16 protein-coding genes are annotated in these 16,595 nt (G+C 71.8%); 10 read left to right on the top strand and 6 right to left on the bottom strand.

Going from position 1 to position 16,595, the window contains the following annotated elements:
- Positions 1-133: 133 nt before the first annotated feature.
- The 3 genes from ACQHII_RS02410 to ACQHII_RS02400 all read left to right on the top strand — a co-directional run bounded on the left by ACQHII_RS02410 (position 134) and on the right by ACQHII_RS02400 (position 4,157).
- Positions 134-2,554 carry a GH92 family glycosyl hydrolase gene (locus ACQHII_RS02410; protein WP_427917596.1) on the top strand — a complete coding sequence of 807 codons (2,421 nt, stop codon included), beginning with the start codon at positions 134-136 and terminating at the stop codon, positions 2,552-2,554.
- Positions 2,555-2,782: 228 nt separating this feature from the next.
- Complete coding sequence (locus ACQHII_RS02405; RefSeq protein ID WP_427917595.1) at positions 2,783-3,673, top strand: GNAT family N-acetyltransferase; 891 nt, start codon at positions 2,783-2,785, stop codon at positions 3,671-3,673.
- A gap of 127 nt (positions 3,674-3,800) precedes the next feature.
- On the top strand, positions 3,801-4,157 hold the full coding sequence (locus ACQHII_RS02400; protein ID WP_427917594.1) for a hypothetical protein: 357 nt from the start codon (positions 3,801-3,803) through the stop codon (positions 4,155-4,157).
- A gap of 18 nt (positions 4,158-4,175) precedes the next feature.
- Here ACQHII_RS02400 and ACQHII_RS02395 read toward each other — a convergent pair whose 3' ends face one another.
- On the bottom strand, positions 4,176-5,063 hold the full coding sequence (locus ACQHII_RS02395; protein WP_427917593.1) for a Gfo/Idh/MocA family protein: 888 nt from the start codon (positions 5,061-5,063) through the stop codon (positions 4,176-4,178).
- Positions 5,064-5,348: 285 nt separating this feature from the next.
- Between ACQHII_RS02395 and ACQHII_RS02390 the strand changes: the two genes are divergently transcribed.
- From ACQHII_RS02390 to ACQHII_RS02380, 3 genes are all read left to right on the top strand, one after another.
- The gene (locus ACQHII_RS02390; RefSeq protein ID WP_427917592.1) at positions 5,349-6,206 is read left to right on the top strand and encodes an aldo/keto reductase; all 858 of its coding nucleotides are present in this window, start codon (positions 5,349-5,351) and stop codon (positions 6,204-6,206) included.
- Positions 6,207-6,295: 89 nt separating this feature from the next.
- Complete coding sequence (locus ACQHII_RS02385; protein WP_427917591.1) at positions 6,296-8,068, top strand: ABC transporter ATP-binding protein; 1,773 nt, start codon at positions 6,296-6,298, stop codon at positions 8,066-8,068.
- 74 nt (positions 8,069-8,142) lie between these two features.
- On the top strand, positions 8,143-8,373 hold the full coding sequence (locus tag ACQHII_RS02380; RefSeq protein ID WP_427917590.1) for a DUF5133 domain-containing protein: 231 nt from the start codon (positions 8,143-8,145) through the stop codon (positions 8,371-8,373).
- A gap of 5 nt (positions 8,374-8,378) precedes the next feature.
- Here ACQHII_RS02380 and ACQHII_RS02375 read toward each other — a convergent pair whose 3' ends face one another.
- Positions 8,379-9,347 (bottom strand): GlxA family transcriptional regulator, encoded by a 969-nt coding sequence (locus tag ACQHII_RS02375; protein ID WP_427917589.1) that lies wholly within the window; start codon positions 9,345-9,347, stop codon positions 8,379-8,381.
- A 144-nt stretch (positions 9,348-9,491) separates the two neighbouring features.
- Between ACQHII_RS02375 and ACQHII_RS02370 the strand changes: the two genes are divergently transcribed.
- A complete protein-coding gene (locus ACQHII_RS02370; protein WP_427917588.1) occupies positions 9,492-9,959 on the top strand; it encodes a hypothetical protein in 468 nt (155 codons plus the stop codon).
- A gap of 4 nt (positions 9,960-9,963) precedes the next feature.
- On the opposite strand, the gene ACQHII_RS02365 is transcribed toward ACQHII_RS02370, so the two are convergent.
- Entirely contained in the window at positions 9,964-12,000 is a 2,037-nt protein-coding gene (locus ACQHII_RS02365) for a SpoIIE family protein phosphatase (RefSeq protein WP_427917587.1), read from the bottom strand.
- Between the two features lie 199 nt (positions 12,001-12,199).
- Between ACQHII_RS02365 and ACQHII_RS02360 the strand changes: the two genes are divergently transcribed.
- Positions 12,200-13,345: a serine hydrolase domain-containing protein gene (locus tag ACQHII_RS02360; RefSeq protein ID WP_427917586.1), complete on the top strand. Its 1,146-nt coding sequence runs from the start codon at positions 12,200-12,202 to the stop codon at positions 13,343-13,345.
- Between the two features lie 46 nt (positions 13,346-13,391).
- Positions 13,392-13,943, top strand: coding sequence for a hypothetical protein (locus ACQHII_RS02355; RefSeq protein ID WP_427917585.1), 552 nt, complete (start codon positions 13,392-13,394; stop codon positions 13,941-13,943).
- A gap of 24 nt (positions 13,944-13,967) precedes the next feature.
- Here ACQHII_RS02355 and tgmB read toward each other — a convergent pair whose 3' ends face one another.
- The 3 genes from tgmB to ACQHII_RS02340 form a co-directional block, all read right to left on the bottom strand.
- Positions 13,968-14,954: an ATP-grasp ribosomal peptide maturase gene (gene tgmB / locus ACQHII_RS02350; RefSeq protein WP_427917584.1), complete on the bottom strand. Its 987-nt coding sequence runs from the start codon at positions 14,952-14,954 to the stop codon at positions 13,968-13,970.
- A gap of 16 nt (positions 14,955-14,970) precedes the next feature.
- Positions 14,971-15,162: a putative ATP-grasp-modified RiPP gene (tgmA, locus tag ACQHII_RS02345; RefSeq protein ID WP_019070092.1), complete on the bottom strand. Its 192-nt coding sequence runs from the start codon at positions 15,160-15,162 to the stop codon at positions 14,971-14,973.
- Between the two features lie 164 nt (positions 15,163-15,326).
- Positions 15,327-15,623, bottom strand: a complete 297-nt coding sequence (locus ACQHII_RS02340; RefSeq protein ID WP_019070093.1) for a YkvA family protein — start codon at positions 15,621-15,623, stop codon at positions 15,327-15,329.
- A 155-nt stretch (positions 15,624-15,778) separates the two neighbouring features.
- On the opposite strand from ACQHII_RS02340, the gene ACQHII_RS02335 reads away from it, so the two are divergent.
- Positions 15,779-16,576: a helix-turn-helix domain-containing protein gene (locus tag ACQHII_RS02335; protein ID WP_427917583.1), complete on the top strand. Its 798-nt coding sequence runs from the start codon at positions 15,779-15,781 to the stop codon at positions 16,574-16,576.
- Positions 16,577-16,595 lie beyond the last annotated feature (19 nt).

Below are 16,595 nucleotides of genomic sequence, written 5' to 3'. Positions count from 1 at the left end.
ACGGTGGAGCGTTCACCAGCGCTTCATCACCCGTACCCGGGTTCCTCTTCCCTCCCATCGCGAGGCCTCCTAGCCTCGCGACGCCCCCTGTCTCTTCGGTCCCATGTCCCTTCCCCGAAAGGCGACTTGACGCATGCGTCATCAACTACTGGGCACGGCAAGGCGGTTCGGCCTCGGTGTCGCGGCCGCGGTGGTCACGACCGCGCTCGCCGCAGCCGCGCCGTTCCCCGCCCCCGCCGCGGCGACCGGTATCTCCGGCGAACTGTCCTCGCTCGTCGACCCGTTGATCGGATCCTCCAACGGCGGCAACACCTACCCCGGCGCCACCCTCCCGGGCGGCATGATCGCCTGGTCCCCGACCAGCACCACCGGCGACCAGACCGGCACGGGCGCAGCCAACGGCTACGAGTACGGCGCCACCCGCATCCGCGGCCTCAGCCTCACCCACGTCAACGGCGCCGGCTGCAACCCCGGCGCGGCGGGCGACGTACCGATCTTGCCGTTCGTCGGCGACATCGCCTCGTCACCGTCGGCGGACACCAAGGACGCCGTCTACGCGTCGAACTTCTCGCACGCCGACGAGAAGGCCACCCCGGGCCGCTACACCCTCGGCCTCGCCTCCGGCGCCACCGCCGACCTGGCCGTCAGCAAGCGCGCCGGAGTCGCCGACTTCACCTTCCCCGCCGACCGCCCGGCGAGCCTCCTCTTCCGCGTCTCCAACTCCCTCAACGGCAGCGCGGACGCGCACGTCGACATCGACACCGCCCACCGCAAGATCACCGGCTGGGTCCTCACCGGCGCCTTCTGCGGGCGCCGCGCCAACGGCGGTGTCAACAACCGCAAGAGCTACTATCGGCTCTACTTCAGCGCCTCCTTCGACCGCGCCTTCTCCTCGGTCGGCACCTGGCACGACAGCACCGTGTCACCCGGCTCGACGACCGCCTCCGGAGGGGAGGGATACGCCACGGGCGCCGACCGCGCGGGACGCGGCTCCGGCGGCTGGGTCGGCTTCGACACGGCGGCTGACAACGATGTCCACATGCGGCTCGGTATCTCGTACGTCAGCCTTGCCGGGGCCGAGACCAACCTCCGCCAGGAAATCGCCCCGCACGCGCGCGTGGCCGACGTGGCCAAGGCGGGCGCCCGCGCGTGGGACCGCGTGTTGAGCACCGTACGCGTCGACGGCGGCACCCCGGCCCGCCGTCAGACCTTCTACACGGCGCTCTATCACGCCCTCATGCAGCCCAACCTGATCAGCGACACGGACGGCCGCTACTGGGGCATGGACCAGGCCGTCCACCGGCTGGCACGCGGCCAGCGGGCGCAGTACAGCAACTTCTCCGGCTGGGACCAGTACCGCGCCCAGATCCAGCTGCTCGCGCTCCTGGAGCCCACCGTCGCGGGCGACTTCGCCCAATCGCTCTACAACTTCGCCCAGCAGAACGGCGGAGTCTGGGACCGCTGGGTGCACATCAGCGGCGCCACCCACGTCATGACGGGCGACCCGTCCGCCGCGACCCTGGCCACGTTCTACGCCATGGGCGTCCGGAACTTCGACTACAAGGGCGCCTTCGACTCCCTCGTCCAGCAGGCCACCGTGCCCAACGCGGACGAACTCTCGGACGCCGGCTGCCCCGGCCAGTGCGTGGGCCAACGCCCCAACCTGGCCCAGTACATGACCTCCCACTACGCCGCCCAGGACGTGTGCCACTGCTGGGGCGGCGCCGCCGAGACCCTGGAGGACGCGGTCGCCGACTCCGCCCTCGCCCAGTGGGCGAAACTGCTGGGCCGGACGGAGGAGGCGAAGGACTTCGAGGCGCGAGGCGCCTACTGGCGCAACGTCTTCAACCCCGTCACCGGCTACATCCAGGCCCGCAAGCTCGACGGCTCCTGGGTGACCCCGTTCAACCCGGCGAGCGACCTCGGCTTCGCCCAGGGCTCGGCCGCCGCCTACGTGTGGATGGTCCCCCAGGACGTGGCGGGCCTCGCCGAGGCGATGGGAGGGCGCGAGACGGCCGCCACCCGGCTCGACGCCTTCTTCCACACGGCCGACGGCGCCTGGTCGGTCCGGGGCGGCGACGCGCTGCGCTACGACCCGACCAACGAGCCCGACATCCACGCCCCCTGGCTCTACAACTCCCTCGGCCGGCCCTGGAAGACCCAGGCGACCGTCCGCCAGATCCTCGACACCGCCTACGGCACCGGCCCCAAGGGCCTGCCCGGCAACGACGACCTCGGCACCATGTCCGCCTGGTACGTCCTCTCCGCCCTCGGCATCTATCCGCGCACCCCGGGCAGCGCCGACCTGCTGCTCGGCGCACCGCTCTTCCCGAAGGCGGTCCTCGACCGGCCGGGCCGCACGGACATCGTCATCACCGCGCCCGACGCCGACGACACCCACATCTACGTCGACGCCGTACGGCTCAACGGCCGCGACCTCACCCGCTCGTGGACCGGCGCCGCCCTGACCCTCAAGGGCGGCAGGCTGGACTTCGGCCTGGCCACCGAGCCCGACACGAGCTGGGCGACCGACCCGGGACAACTCCCGAAGTGATGCGCGCCGGCCCGGCGGAGTCCCGCTCCGCCGGGCCGGACCGGAAAAGGGTTGGACGGCCGGGAGATCGATGACCTAGCGTGCGCATGCACGCCTTGAGACCAGCGGAAGGAGGCGAGTGCCATGAGGTTCACAACATCCCAGCGCTCCCTCCCCGTTGACCCGGTGTGCCTCGACTGACCTGACGGGGAGCGCTTCACGCAGTACGCATCCCGGAGGATTCAGTCCATGACCGATCTGGTCATTCGCGCGCTCGACGAGAACGACGCGCACCTTTTCGACGCACTTCCCGACCCGCTCGGCGCCCGAGCCGCGCACCGGCTGACGGTCTGGCGGCCCGACTGGCAGCGGGTGGCCCTGCGCGACGGCACGGTCGTCGCGCGCGCCGCCTGGTGGGGTGGTCCGGGCGACACCGAGCCCCTCGCCGTCGACTGCTTCGACCTGATCGAGGGAGAGGAGGAGGCGGGGGCCGAACTCCTGCGCAGCGTGCCCTGGCGGGTCGACGTGGAACTGAACATCCCCGCCGGCTGGCGCGACAGCCCCGAGACCCGCGCCGCCGCCGAAGCCCGCTTCACCGCCCTGCGCGCGGCGGGCTACGACCTCCTCGTCGAGCGCTTCATCTACCGCTGGACCCCGGAGTGCGGCCTGCCCGAACGCCCCGGACGCCTCGACTTCGCCCCCGAACCCGACGACGCCGTGTTCTTCGACGCACTGCGCCGCATCCACTCCGTCACCCTCGACGCCCACGCCCAACGGGCCATCGGCCAAGGGGGAGTCGAAAAGGCCGCACAGGAGGAGATCGACTTCTTCCGCTGGTGCCCGTCCCCGCGCGAGTGGTGGCAGGTCGCCCGCACCCCCGAGGGCGACCTCGTGGGCATCCACATCCCGGCCCGCAATCCGTCGGGCCCCTGCGTCGGCTTCATCGGGGTCGTACCGGAACAGCGCGGTCACGGCTACGCCCGCGACCTGCTGGCCGAGTGCACCCACTATCTCGCCGAGCGCGGCGCCGAGTTCATCGCGGCGGCCACGGACCAGGGCAACTTCCCGATGGCCGCGCACTTCGCCCAGGTCGGCTATCCGGTCATCCGCGAGCGCGCCAACTTCGAGTTCGTCGAGTAGCCGCACCGGTTCGTAGAGCGGTCGGCCCGGCCCGCCACCAGGTTCCGGGCCGACTGTCAGTGCCGGGTGCCATGCTGGCGGCAGGTCGATCTACGGCACATGGCTCTACGGCGGGATGGAGGCGGGCATGGGGTTCGTCGGCGAGGTCTGGCAGGTGCGTGGGGGCGAGGAGACGGCCGGGGAACTGGTCGGGGAGATCCTGATCGACGACGCCGATTTTCCCTGGCTGTCGGGCAAGTTCACCGCGGGTCCGGCTTTCGACGCCGTACGGGAGCTGTTCGCGCGGGAACTCGCTCTCGCGCAGGCGGACGACGACTGGACGCGGTGGGAGGAGGCCTACGACGAGGTCCGTAGACAGGTCACGCTCACCTCGCCGGACGGGCCGGTGCCCGAGTTCCTCCTGCACATCGAGGGGGAGCGGGCCTGGTTCCGGTGGAGCGACGAGCCGTTCGACGACGAGGACGACGAGGACGGGAAGGCGTAGGCGCCCGGCGGCGAGTGATCAGTCGGTTTCGCCGGTCACCATCGCCTCGGCCCGCGCCAGGATCTCGGTGACCCGCTGCCCGAAAGCCGCGTCGCACGGGTGCGGCCGGCCCGTGCGGACGGCCTCGGCCAGCGCGTCGGCGGCCCGGACCAGGGCGGACACCGCGGTGCCCGAGCTGTCCGGAAGGCTGGTCACCCCGGCCGCGCCCCGGAGTTCGACCTCGACGCCCGCCGCCGCGGGCGGCGCGGTGAGGCTCAGGGTGAGCGTGCTGGACGCACCGTCCACATGGTCGAGGACCAGCACGGCCGTGTCCCCGGGACCCCGTACGGCCGCCGCCACCCGGCGGACGTCACCGAGCACCGGGAGCAGCACGGACAGGGCGTGCGGGCCGACGTCCCACAGCGCGCCCTTCTCCTGCCGCCAGGGCGAGGCCGCGAACGGGCTGTCGCTGGTGAACACCGAGCCCAGCCACTGGGCCCGAGCGGTGAACCAGCCCTCGGCGTCGGCCTGTTCGGTGATCCACGCCTCGGTCTCCGGCAGGAAGCGGGTGGTGAAGAACACGACCGACGCGACCCCGGCCTCCCGCACCGCGTCGACCACGGCCCGCCCCTGCTCCACCGTCGGGGCGAGGGGCTTGTCCAGCAGCAGATGACGGCCCGCCCGCGCGGCCCGCACCGCCAACTCGGCCTGAACGGAAGGCGGAAGGGCCACGGCGACGGCGTCCACGTCCGCGAGGAGCGCGTCGACGTCGTCGTAGGCCGGGACGCCGTACTGGTCGGCCAGTGTCTTGGCCGCGTCCGGGCGGCGGCCCCACACGCCCGCGAAGTCCCACTCCGCGTGCCCGGCGAGGGCGGGGGCGTGTGCCATCTGTGCCCAAGGGCCGGTGCCGAGCAGTCCGATGCGCATGGCGGTGCCTCTCCACGGGGCGGATCCACGGTTCGAATCCGCCGGACGAACCGGTCGCCGGTGAGCGTGCCACATGAACAGGGCAGGTGCGCAAGCCCTTCCCGCGAGTCACCGATTGAGCAGTCCCGCTGCTGGATGCGTTCGATTTCTTCTATTGGACCTGCGGACCCGGGCCGGAGAGGCTGGAGGACGTGCCCTGCCCGCCGCGACCCGACCGGTCGTCCGGCGGGCCGGGACGGCACGGTTCTGCGCGACAGCCGGAAGACCGGAAGAGGAGCACGAGCAATGGACACCCGCCGTATCGGTGACGTCGAGGTCAGTGCTGTCGGCCTGGGCGGTATGCCCATGTCGATCGAGGGGCGGCCGGACGAGGCCCGCTCCCTCGCCACCATCCACGCCGCCCTCGACGCGGGCGTGACTCTGATCGACACCGCGGACGCCTACCATCTGCACGCCGACGAGGTCGGACACAACGAGACCCTGATCGCCAAGGCCCTCGCCTCGCACGACCGCGGTGCGGACGTCCTGGTCGCGACGAAGGGCGGCCATCTCCGTCCCGGGGACGGCAGCTGGACCCTGAACGGCAGCCCCGAGTACCTGAAGGAGGCCTGCGAGGCCTCCCTGCGCCGACTGGGCGTGGAGGCCATCGGGCTCTACCAGTTCCACCGCCCGGACCCCAGGGTCCCGTACGCGGACTCCGTCGGCGCGATCCGGGACCTGCTCGACGCGGGCAAGATCCGCCTCGCCGGGATCTCCAACGCGAACCCGGAGCAGATCCGGCTCGCCAACGAGATCCTCGGCGGGCGGCTGGTCTCCGTGCAGAACCAGTTCTCCCCGGCCTTCCGTTCCAGCGAGCCGGAGCTGGAGCTGTGCGACGAGCTCGGTATCGCGTTCCTGCCCTGGAGCCCCCTCGGCGGCATCAGCCGCGCCGGTGAACTCGGCTCCGCCTACGCGCCGTTCGCCAAGATCGCCGAGCAGCACGGGGTCAGCCCGCAGCGGGTGTGCCTGGCCTGGATGCTCGCCAAGTCCCCGGTCGTCGTACCGATCCCGGGCTCCAGCCGCCCCGAGACGATCCGCGACTCGGCCGCCGCGCCCGAACTGACGCTCTCCGCCGAGGAGTTCGCGGAGTTGGACGCCGCCTGAGACGGCGGTGACGCCGGAGGTGTAGTTGGGGCGGGCAGGGGAAGAAAGCGCTTGCCCGTCAACCGGTCACAGGGGGAGGACCACCACCGATGGCGTCGTCCACGGACAAGCCGCTCGACCACCGCTACCGCGACGAACACCCGATCCGCACCCTCGCCTACCTGTTCCGCGAGGACCGCAGACGCCTCGCCCTGGCCGTCGCGGTGTTCACGGTCAAGCACAGCCCCATCTGGCTGCTCCCGCTGATCACCGCGTCCATCATCGACACGGTCGTCCAGCACCAGCCGGTCAGCAGGCTCTGGATCAGCACCGGCGTCATCCTGTTCATCCTGCTGATCAACTACCCCCTGCACGTCCTCTACGTCCGCCTCCTCTACGGCAGCGTCCGCCGCATGGGCACCGACCTGCGCTCGGCCCTGTGCACGCGGATGCAGCAGCTCTCCATCGGCTACCACTCCCGGGTCAGCGCGGGGGTGCTCCAGGCCAAGGTCGTGCGGGACGTCGAGACGGTCGAGCAGATGGTGCAGCAGACCGCCGAGACCGGGCTCGGCGCGATCACCGTGCTCACCGGCGGACTGGTCATCATCGCCTTCCGCACACCGGAGTTCGTGCCCGTCTTCGTGGTCGTCGTGCCGGTCGCCGCGCTGCTCGTGTCCCGGCTGCGGGCCCGCCTGCGCACCCACAACGAGCACTTCCGCCACGAGGTCGAGACCCTGTCCTCGCGCGTCACGGAGATGACCCGCCTCATCCCGGTCACCCGCGCCCACGGCCTGGAGGGCAAGGCCCTGCGCCGCATGGACGGCACCCTGCGCCGCCTCCTCACCACCGGAAACCGCCTCGACCTCCTCAACGGCCGCTTCGGCTCGCTGGCCTGGGTCGTCCTGAACGTCGTCGGCGTCCTGGTCCTCGCCGGCGCGGCCCTGGTGTCGTACTACGGCGTCTGGGGCGTCACCGCCGGCGACGTCGTCATGCTCAGCGCCTTCCTGACGACCCTCACCAACTCCACGACGACCCTCATGGGCCTGGCCCCGGTCATCACCAAGGGTCTGGAATCGGTCCGTTCCGTCGGCGAGGTGCTCCAGGCGCCCGAGCTGGAGGACAACGAGGGCAAGGAGGTGGTCACGGCGGTACGCGGAGCCGTCACCTTCCGGAGCGTCGGCCACACCTACGACGGCGGCCAACTCCGCCCCGCCGTCCGCGACTTCACCCTCGCCGTCGCACCCGGCGAGACCGTCGCCCTCGTCGGCGCGTCCGGCGCCGGCAAGTCCACGGTCCTCAACCTCGTCATCGGCTTCATCCGCCCCACCGCCGGCCAACTCCTCCTCGACGGCACCGACATGAACACCCTCGACCTGCGCACCTACCGCCGCTTCGTCTCGGTCGTCCCCCAGGAGTCGATCCTCTTCGACGGCACCATCCGCGACAACGTGGCCTACGGCATGGACGACGCCGACGAGGAGTCGGTGCGCGCGGCGCTGCGGGACGCCAACGCCCTTGAGTTCGTGGACAAGCTGCCGCAGGGACTGGACACCCTGGTGGGCGAGCGCGGGGCCAGGCTGTCCGGCGGCCAGCGCCAACGCCTCGCTATCGCACGGGCGTTGATCCGCGACCCCAAGGTCCTCGTCCTGGACGAGGCCACCTCGGCCCTGGACACCCGCTCGGAGGCGCTCGTCCAACAGGCCCTCGCCCGACTGCTCCACGGCCGTACGACCTTCGTCGTCGCGCACCGGCTGTCCACGGTCCGGAGCGCCGACCGCATCGTGGTGATGGGCGACGGAGCGATCCTGGAGGTCGGCGCGCACGACGAACTCCTGCGCAGGGGTGGGGCGTACACGGCGCTGCACAGTGGGCAGGTCGCCTGACCGGATCTCGTGGGAGGGTGCTTGATCCGGCTTGGGCGGGGCACACGGAGCGCACAACGAGAGAGGGGCGCTCCGTGCTCGTGCCGGACCCGAAGGCCGTCAGGAAACTGCTCACCCGGTACGCGGTGCTCCGCATCGCCCACGCGGAGGGGCAACGCCCGCAGACGGCCGCCGAGTTGAACGACGTCAGTTACACCCTGTGCGTGATGACGGGCACCACGGGCATCCGCGAGGCCATCGTCGAGGCGGACGCCCTGCTGGCGGCGGCGCGTGGCGAGGCCGCCGACGACCGCGCCCTCGCGTAGCGCCTTCAGGAGACCGCCACTTCGCGCGCCGTCCTGCCGTGGAACGCCGAGCGGTATGCCTGCGGGCTCGTGCCGACCACCTTGCGGAAGCGTTCGCGGAACGCGGTGGGGGAGCCGAACCCGGCCTGCTGGGCGACGCGTTCGATCGGATGGTCGCTGTTCTCCAGCAGGTACTGGGCGCGTCGAACCCGGGCGCGCAGCAGCCACTGGAGCGGTGTGCTGCCCGTCTGTTCGCGGAAGCGGCGGCTGAACGTCCGCTCGCTCATGCCCGATCGCGCGGCCAGCGTCCCCAACGTGACCTCGTGGGCGAGGTTGTCCTCGATCCACTGGAGGAGCGGTTCGAGGGTCGAACCCTGGGGGACCGGTGGGTGCCGGTGCACGATGAACTGGGCCTGTCCGCCCTCGCGTTCGAGCGGCATGACGGAGAGGCGGGCCGCGTCGGCGGCGACGGCCGAGCCGAAGTCCCGGCGGATGAGGTGCAGACACAGGTCGAGCCCGGCGGCGGCCCCGGCCGAGGTGAGGATCTGCCCGTTGTCGACGTACAGCACGTCCGGCTCCACCTCGACCAGCGGATACTCGCGGGCCAGCAGATCCGCGGCGATCCAGTGGGTGGTGGCGCGCAGCCCGTCCAGCAGTCCGGCCTCGGCGAGCACGAAGGCACCGGCGCAGATCGACACGATCCGGGTACCCGCCGCCGCTGCTTCCCGCAGCGCCGCCAGCACTCGTGGGGACGGCGGCCCGGCCTGCTCGGAGCAGCCGGGGACGATGACGGTGTCGGCGTCCGCCAGTGCCTCAAGGCCGTGGTCGACCCGTAGCGCGAACCCGTCCGTCCGCACCTCCGGCGTCTCGCCGCACACCCGGATCCGGTACGCGTTCCGGCCGTCGGGCAGCCGGGTACGGCCGAACACCTCCATCGGGGTGGCCATGTCGAACGGCACCACATGATCGAGAACGAGGATCGCGACGGTGTGCATGAACACCACGATAGACAGATTCCCGCCAGCCCGGTGACACGCCCCTGTGCCTCCGAAGCCTGACCACACGCGTTGGCGGGAATCCGTTGGAAGCTGTCGTTCCAGCCCCTGTGCGCCAGGACGGGACCTCCCTAGCCTGGGCCGGTGACCAAGATCCTTCTCGCCCTGCACGTGCTCGCCGCCATCGTCGCGGTCGGCCCCGTGACCGTCGCCGCCAGCATGTTCCCGTCGGCGGCCCGCCGCGCCCTCACCGCTACGGACGGCCCCGACGCAGGGGTGACGACCGTACGACTGCTGCACCGCATCTGCCGTCTCTACGGCGCGGTCGGCCTCGCCGTGCCCCTCTTCGGCTTCGCCACCGCCGCCGCGATGGGCGTCCTGGGCAGCGGCTGGCTCATCGCCTCCATCACCCTCACCGCGGTGGCGGCCGGCCTCCTGATCGCCTTCGTCCTGCCACGTCAGGACGAACTCCTGGAGGAACTCGGCGCAGGAAGGCCCGTGGAGCGTGCCGGGACCGTTCAACTCGCCATGTTCACCGGCATCTTCAACCTGCTGTGGGCCACCGTCACCGTCCTCATGATCATTCGCCCCGGTTCGACCACGGGCGCCTGACCGGTCAGCCCGTGGCGCGGACCAGGAGGAGCGCGACATCGTCGTCGGGCTCCGGGCGCAGGGCGTTGAGGAGCATGTCGCTCGTCTGCTCCAGCGGGCGCCGGGAACTCTGCAACAACCGCGTCAGCGTGTGCAGCCCCACGTCGATCGACTCGCCCCGGTTCTCCACCAGCCCGTCGGAGTACAGGGCGAGCAACGCGCCTGTGGTGAACGGCACTTCGGTGGTCCCGAAGTCCACCCCGCCGACCCCGAGCGGGACTCCGCCGGGGATGTCGAGGAGTTCCGCGCTTCCGTCCGGGCGGATCAGGACGGGCGGCAGATGCCCGGCGCTGGACAGGGCGCAGGTGCCCCGGCCGAGGTCGACCACGCCGTACGCGCAGGTCGCGATGGTGTCGAGGGAGCCGGTGAGGTCGTCGAGGTGGTGCAGCAACTCGGCGGGCGGTAGGTCGAGTCGGGCCAGCGCGCGGGTCGCGGAGCTCAACTGCCCCATGATGGCGGCGGCTTGGACACCCTTGCCCATCACATCGCCGACCACGAGTCCGGTCCGGCCGGGCCCCAGCGGCAGCACGTCGTACCAGTCGCCCCCGACCTCGCTCAGCGCCGGCAGATAGCGGGCGGCGATGTCGAGCCCCTCCTGCCGGGCCGGGGCCGGCGGCAGCAGGCTGCGCTGAAGGGTCAGCGCGGTGGTGCGCTCACGGCCGTAGAGGCGGGCGTTGTCGATGCAGATCGCGGCCCGCGCGGCGAGTTCCGAGGCGAGGACGCGGTCCTGTTCGTCGAAGGGGCGCTCGTTGACGGTGCGGTAGAGGCTCAGTGTGCCGAGCACCTCGCCGCGGGCCATCAGCGGGACGGCGAGATAGGAGTGGACGCCCGCCGCGCGCAGGGTCTGGGCGGCGCGTCCGTCCCTGGCGATGCGTCGCATCATCGGCCGGTCCACCCGCTCCACCAGGATCGGCCCGGCCTCGCGCACGCACTGGGTGATGATGCGGTGCGGGCCGTAGGTGGCCAGTTCGCCGACCGGGTCCGCCGCGTGGATCGCGTCGGTGAGGTAGCCGGCCGCGACGGCCAGCGCCCGGAACTCGACCTGCGCGTCACCGGCCACCGGAGTGATCCCGCCGTGCGCCACGACCGACTCCAGTACGTCGACGGCGGCCAGGTCGGCCACATGCGGCACCGCCACGTCGGCCAGCTCCCGCGCGGTCTGCTGGAGGTCCAGCGTCGTCCCGATCCGCACCCCGGCCTCCGCCACCACGGACAGGTGCTGGCGCGCCTGCGCGACCTCGGCCGCGGCCTGCTCCCGCTCGGTGACGTCCAGGACGGCCATCGCGAGACCGAGCACCCGGCCCTGCGCGTCCTCGATGCGGTGGTACGACTCCGAGTAGGCCCGCTCCACGGCATCGGCCGCCGTACGGCCCACGGTCTGCTGGTCGAGCAGTGGCTTGCCGGTGATCAGCACATGCCGCATCCGTGACTCGATGGCCGCCACGTCCAGGCCCGGCAGCACCTCGCCGACCCGGCGCCCGACGACCTCCGCCTCCGGTACGCCGTTGATGCGCTCCAGGGCCGGGTTCACCGTCACCCACCGCAGATCGGTGTCGAACACCGCGATGCCCACCGGCGTCTGCCGCACCAGGCTGTGGGACAGCGCAAGGTCCCGCTCCACGCCCCGTACCGTCGACGCGTCCGCCGCGAGACCCAGCAGATGCGCCTGGCCGTGGCTGTCGCGCAGCCGCATGGTGCGGAACTCCACGGGCCGCTCCGTGCCGTCCCGGTGCAGCAGCGGGAAGACCCCCGCCCAGCGGGCACCCGAGCCCACCTGGGCGAACAGTTCACGCGCCCGGACCCGGTCGTCGGGCGACACCAGCAGCCGGTCGGCGCGCTGCGTCAGTGCCTCCTCGGCGGAGTAGCCGAGCAACTGCTCCGCCTCGGGACTCCAGAGCGCGATGTACCCGCCGGCGTCCAGGACCACCGCCGCGACCTGCAACAGGTCCAGCAGTCCTCCCGAGGCGGCCGTGACACCGTCCCCGGCACCGTAAGCGTCCATTCCGGCCGCTCCTTCCGACGGGGCACGGCACCGTCAGGATCCGAACCGCGGCTCATCCGATTACGGCACAGCCCGGCGCACCCGGCAACACCGTGCGGAGGGGGACCGGACGCGGCCGTATGGAGCACGTGCCCGTGCGGGCGCCGGGGCGTCCCCGGATTCTGGTCGTGCCCTGCCCCCACTGCCCCCAGGACACCCGATGCCCCTGCCGCTCCGTCTCGTCTCCCTCCTGGTCGCCGGCTGTGTCGGCGCCCTCGTCCCCGCGTCGCCCGCCGCGGCCGACGACCACTCCCTCCAGCGCGGCCTCGACGAACTGGTCGCCGCCCCGGACGGCCCGCCCGGAGTGATCGTCGTGCTGCGCGACGGCGACCGGCAGCGCGTCCTGCGGGCCGGCACCGCCGACATCACCACCGGCCGCCCGCTCGAAGCGGACGACCACACCCGGACCGCGAGCACCAGCAAGGCGTTCAGCGGGGCGGTGGCCCTGAGTCTCGTACGACAGCACCGGCTCTCCCTCGACGACACGATCGGCAAGCGACTGCCCCAACTGCCCAAGGCCTGGCGGGCAGTGACGCTGCGTCAGCTGCTCCAGCACACCAGTGGGCTCCCGGACTTCAGCCAGAGTCCGGAGTTCCGCAGCCTCATCCAGGCCGACCCGCACCACCACTTCGACTCGCGGCACCTGCTCGACTTCGTGGCGGGAGAGCCGCTGCGGTTCGCACCCGGCTCGCAGTACCAGTACTCCAACTCCGACAACATCGCCGTGGCGCTCATGGCGGAGGCCGCGACCGGCGCGCGCTACGAGGACCTGCTCCGGCGCGACGTGTACCGGCCGCTGGGCCTGCGCGACACGAGCCTGCCGCAGGGGTACCGGATGCCGGACCCGTACATGCACGGCTACGCGGTCGGCGGGCCGTCGGGACCCGAGGACGTCAGCGAGGCGATCGGCATGTCGGGGGTGTGGGCGTCCGGCGGCATCACCTCCTCGCCCCGCGACCTGGCCTCGTTCATCGGCGGCTACGCCTCCGGAGCCCTCACCTCGAAGGCGGCGCTGCGGGAACAGCGGCACTGGATCCCCGGCGCGTCCGAACCGGCGGGACCGGGCCGCAACAGCGCGGGCTTGGCCATCTTCCGCTACGAGACCCGTTGCGGGGTCGTTCTGGGACATACCGGGAACACCCTTGGTTACACACAGTTGATGGCGGCGACGCCCGACGGCCGGCGCGCGCTCACTTTCTCATTGACAACTCAGGTGAACCAGGCCGGGAACGCCGCCCTGCTGAGCAAAGTGCGCGCGGTCGAGGAGGACGCCGTGTGCGCCCTCCTGGGGACATACGGGTCGTAACACCACAGGCGTGCCGGACGTCCCCGGCATGCCGCACCATGAGTGCGTGCACACGCGACTCACCTATCAACGGCAGGACGAGCGGGCGGCGTTCGCGCTCGCGGACGCGCTGGGACGCGTCGGGGCCGACGTCGTGCCCGCCGTGTGGCCGACAGCCTCGGACGGTCCCCCCGACCCGGAGACCGTCGTCGTCCTGCTGTGGTCGGCGGCGTGGGACCGAACGCGGACGGAACCCGCGCCGCTCGGCGCACACGTGCCCGTCCGACTCGACGACACACCGCTGCCGTCCGCCCTCGCCGGACTGCGCCACGTACGGCTGGCCCAGGGCGGGGGCCGGGTGTCGGACGAGGCGGCGGCGATGATCGTGCGCCTGGGTTTCCCGGCCCTCGTGCCGCCGCTCCCCGTTCGGGGCACCCCCACCGAAAGCACCCTGGCCATCAGCGACTTCGGCCCTCTGGGGCTGTTCGCGAGCTGCCCGCGGTGCGGCGGGAGCAGCGAACGGCTGCGCCCGTACGTCACGGTCGACCATCACCACGACCGGGCGCTGCGGCTGGTCGTCTGTGGCGCGTGCGACTGGCAGGACGACTGCGCACTGTGACCGCGGCGAACCGTTTCCGCTACGTCAAGCGACGGTGCTGTCCGACCCGTTGACCAGACCCTCCCGCTCCGGGTCGGCGGGCAGGGCCAGCCACTCCGCGATGGTGCGGGCGATCGGCTGGCCGGTGTCCGCCTCGACGAAGCCGAACTGGCCCGACTGGTTGCACTCCAGGAACCACCAGGTCCCGTCCGCGTCCTCGGCGAAGTCGAAGGCGCCGTAGGCCAGTTCGGCCTCGCGCAGATACGTCAGCACGGCCTCGGCGATGCGCGGCGGGACCTCGGTGGGACGCCAGGGCTGCGCGGGTGCGGCGAAACGGACGTCGACCTCGGCGGGGTCCGCGTCCGGGGCGGTCGCCATCCGGGCGGCCAGCATCCGGTCGCCCACCACGGTGAGCCGGATGTCGGCGCGCTTGGCGACCCGGCGTTGCAGCAGTGTGGGGCCGAGGGCCACGGCGGCGAAGTCGGTGTCCGGCGCGACCCGGCTGGTCGGCACCGCCCGGGGCGGATCCTGCGGATGGGCGCCGGAGACCGGCTTGACCACGAGGTCCGGGAAGCGCCGCGAGAACTCGCGGGCGGCCTGCGGGAACGTGGTGATCAGCGTGGCGGGCACAGGCAGCCCGCTGCGCTGGGCCAGCCGCAGCTGCCAGGGCTTGTGCCGGGCGCGGCGCGCCGCGTCGGGGTGGTTCATCCAGCGCGCGCCGGAGCCGCGCAGCATGCCGTAGAGCGCCTGTGAGGCCTCCTCGGTGAGCCACGCGGAGGGCTGGGGTGCGCGGGTCGCCGGGGCGCCCGGTCTGCGCACCCAGATGGAACGCAGTCCGCTCACGCTCACCAGCCGCCCGCCGGCCGCGAGATGGCCGCGGAAGGCTCCGTGGACGTACTCGCCGGAGAGCGCGACCCCGCCGGTGAGGTCGGCGGGATCGATCCGGACCACGGGGACGCCGGCCGCGTGCAGATGCACCATCACCAGGTCCGCGGTGACGTCCTCTTCGCAGGTAAGGACCAACACGGTCATTTTCGTCGTTCCGTGTTCAGTCGTCGAAGTGAGTCTTCGATCCCGCGGTGGACGTCGTGGTCCCCAGTTCTCTCAGCAGAGCGAGATCATGGGCGGCGACCCGTCCGTCGGCGAGCACGTTCAACTGCAGTCCGGAGTCGTAGCTGTACGGAGTGGTGAGCTCCAACTGTGCTGCCGGGCGAGCGTAGTTGAGCGCGAACGGTTGCATCGTCTCTCCCTCGTCGGTACTGCCTCGTGCAAGCGGTGGCCACCCCGCGAGGTCGCTTGGCCCGCTGACTTCCGTCTGCTTCCAGAGACTTATACGAATCGAACGAGTGAATGGTTTCCTTACTCTGCGTAGTCATAGTAAGGAAGGTAAGACGCTCGCCGGGCTCAGCCGAGGTCGCCCGGCCGCCCCTCCTCCTGCTCGCCGAGGGACTTGCGCATCGAGCGCAGGGCGAGGAGAAGTACGGCGATGTCGTCCAAGTACACGGGATCGGGCATCAGGTCGGTCGGCAGTACGAAGTAGAGGACGGCACCCCAGAAAACCCATTTGGGGCCGGTCGGAAGCCCTGCGCGCCGCAGTCCGCGCCGCATGCGGACGAGCCGCACCAGCACTCCGACGGCCACGGCGAGCAGCGCCACCGCGAGCACCACGGCGACGACGATCACGGTTGTGGTCGAATCCACGGGCTCCCCTTTTCCGGTCCGGCCGCACGGCATGTGCCCTATCCGGATGCCCGGTTGGGGCCCCGGTATTGCCGAAGAGGGGAACATCACACCCGAACGCCCGGAAGAGTCTTGACAGCTGTCGACCCCAAGTCGGGAACTGGTACGTTTTCACCGTGAGCGCGACCAGCGGGACGGGAACCCACGTGCGGATCTGCCTCGACGCCCCGCCGCGCGTCGCGGGCCTCGGTGTCGGTGTGCACGGCACGGCGAGTCCGCGTGACGTGTTCCGGCTGCCCGACCTCTGGCAGCTCCATCTCTACCGGTACGAGGCGGAGTTGACGGTCGACGGGGTGCCGTACCGGATCAGGCCCGGCCGTGTGAGCCTGGTGCCGCCCGGTGCGCTGGTGCGCTTCCACTACCGGGGCCGGTCCGAGCATCTCTTCGCCCACCTGGAACTCGCGTCCGCCGGTGAGCGGTTGACCGTTCCCGTGATGCAGGACGCCGGCACGCAGACGCCTGTGCTCACCGACCTGATGCTGCGGGCCGTCGCGGCGGCACCGCGCAACTCCGCCCGGGCCGCCGCCGAGTTGTGGACCGTGCTGTGGCGGGTGGCCGACCTCGCGACCCCGGCTGCCGGTGACACCGCCGGACCCCACCCCGCGCTCGCCCTCGCCGTCGCACACATCGAGGCGCACCTGGCGGCCCCGCTGACGGTGCCCGAGGTGGCGCGCGCGGCCGGGGTCTCGCACAACCACCTCATCCGCCTGTTCCGCGCCGAACTCGGCAGCACGGTCGTCGCCTACATCCGACACCGCCGCCTGGAACACGCACGGCACCTGCTGCGGGAGTCCACGCTGTCCGTCCCGGCGATCGCGGCGGCCGTCGGCATCGGCGACCTCCAGGCCTTCAACAAGGCGTGCCGACGGGAGTTGGGCGCTTCGCCGAGGGCGGTTCGCGCCGGGACCGGGTGAAGTCGGCCCGTATTGCGCC

Source organism: Streptomyces sp. cg40 (assembly GCF_050320165.1).
In the GTDB taxonomy this organism is placed as follows: Bacteria; Actinomycetota; Actinomycetes; order Streptomycetales; family Streptomycetaceae; genus Streptomyces; species Streptomyces hokutonensis.
This window is presented reverse-complemented; position numbering and strand designations above follow the sequence as displayed.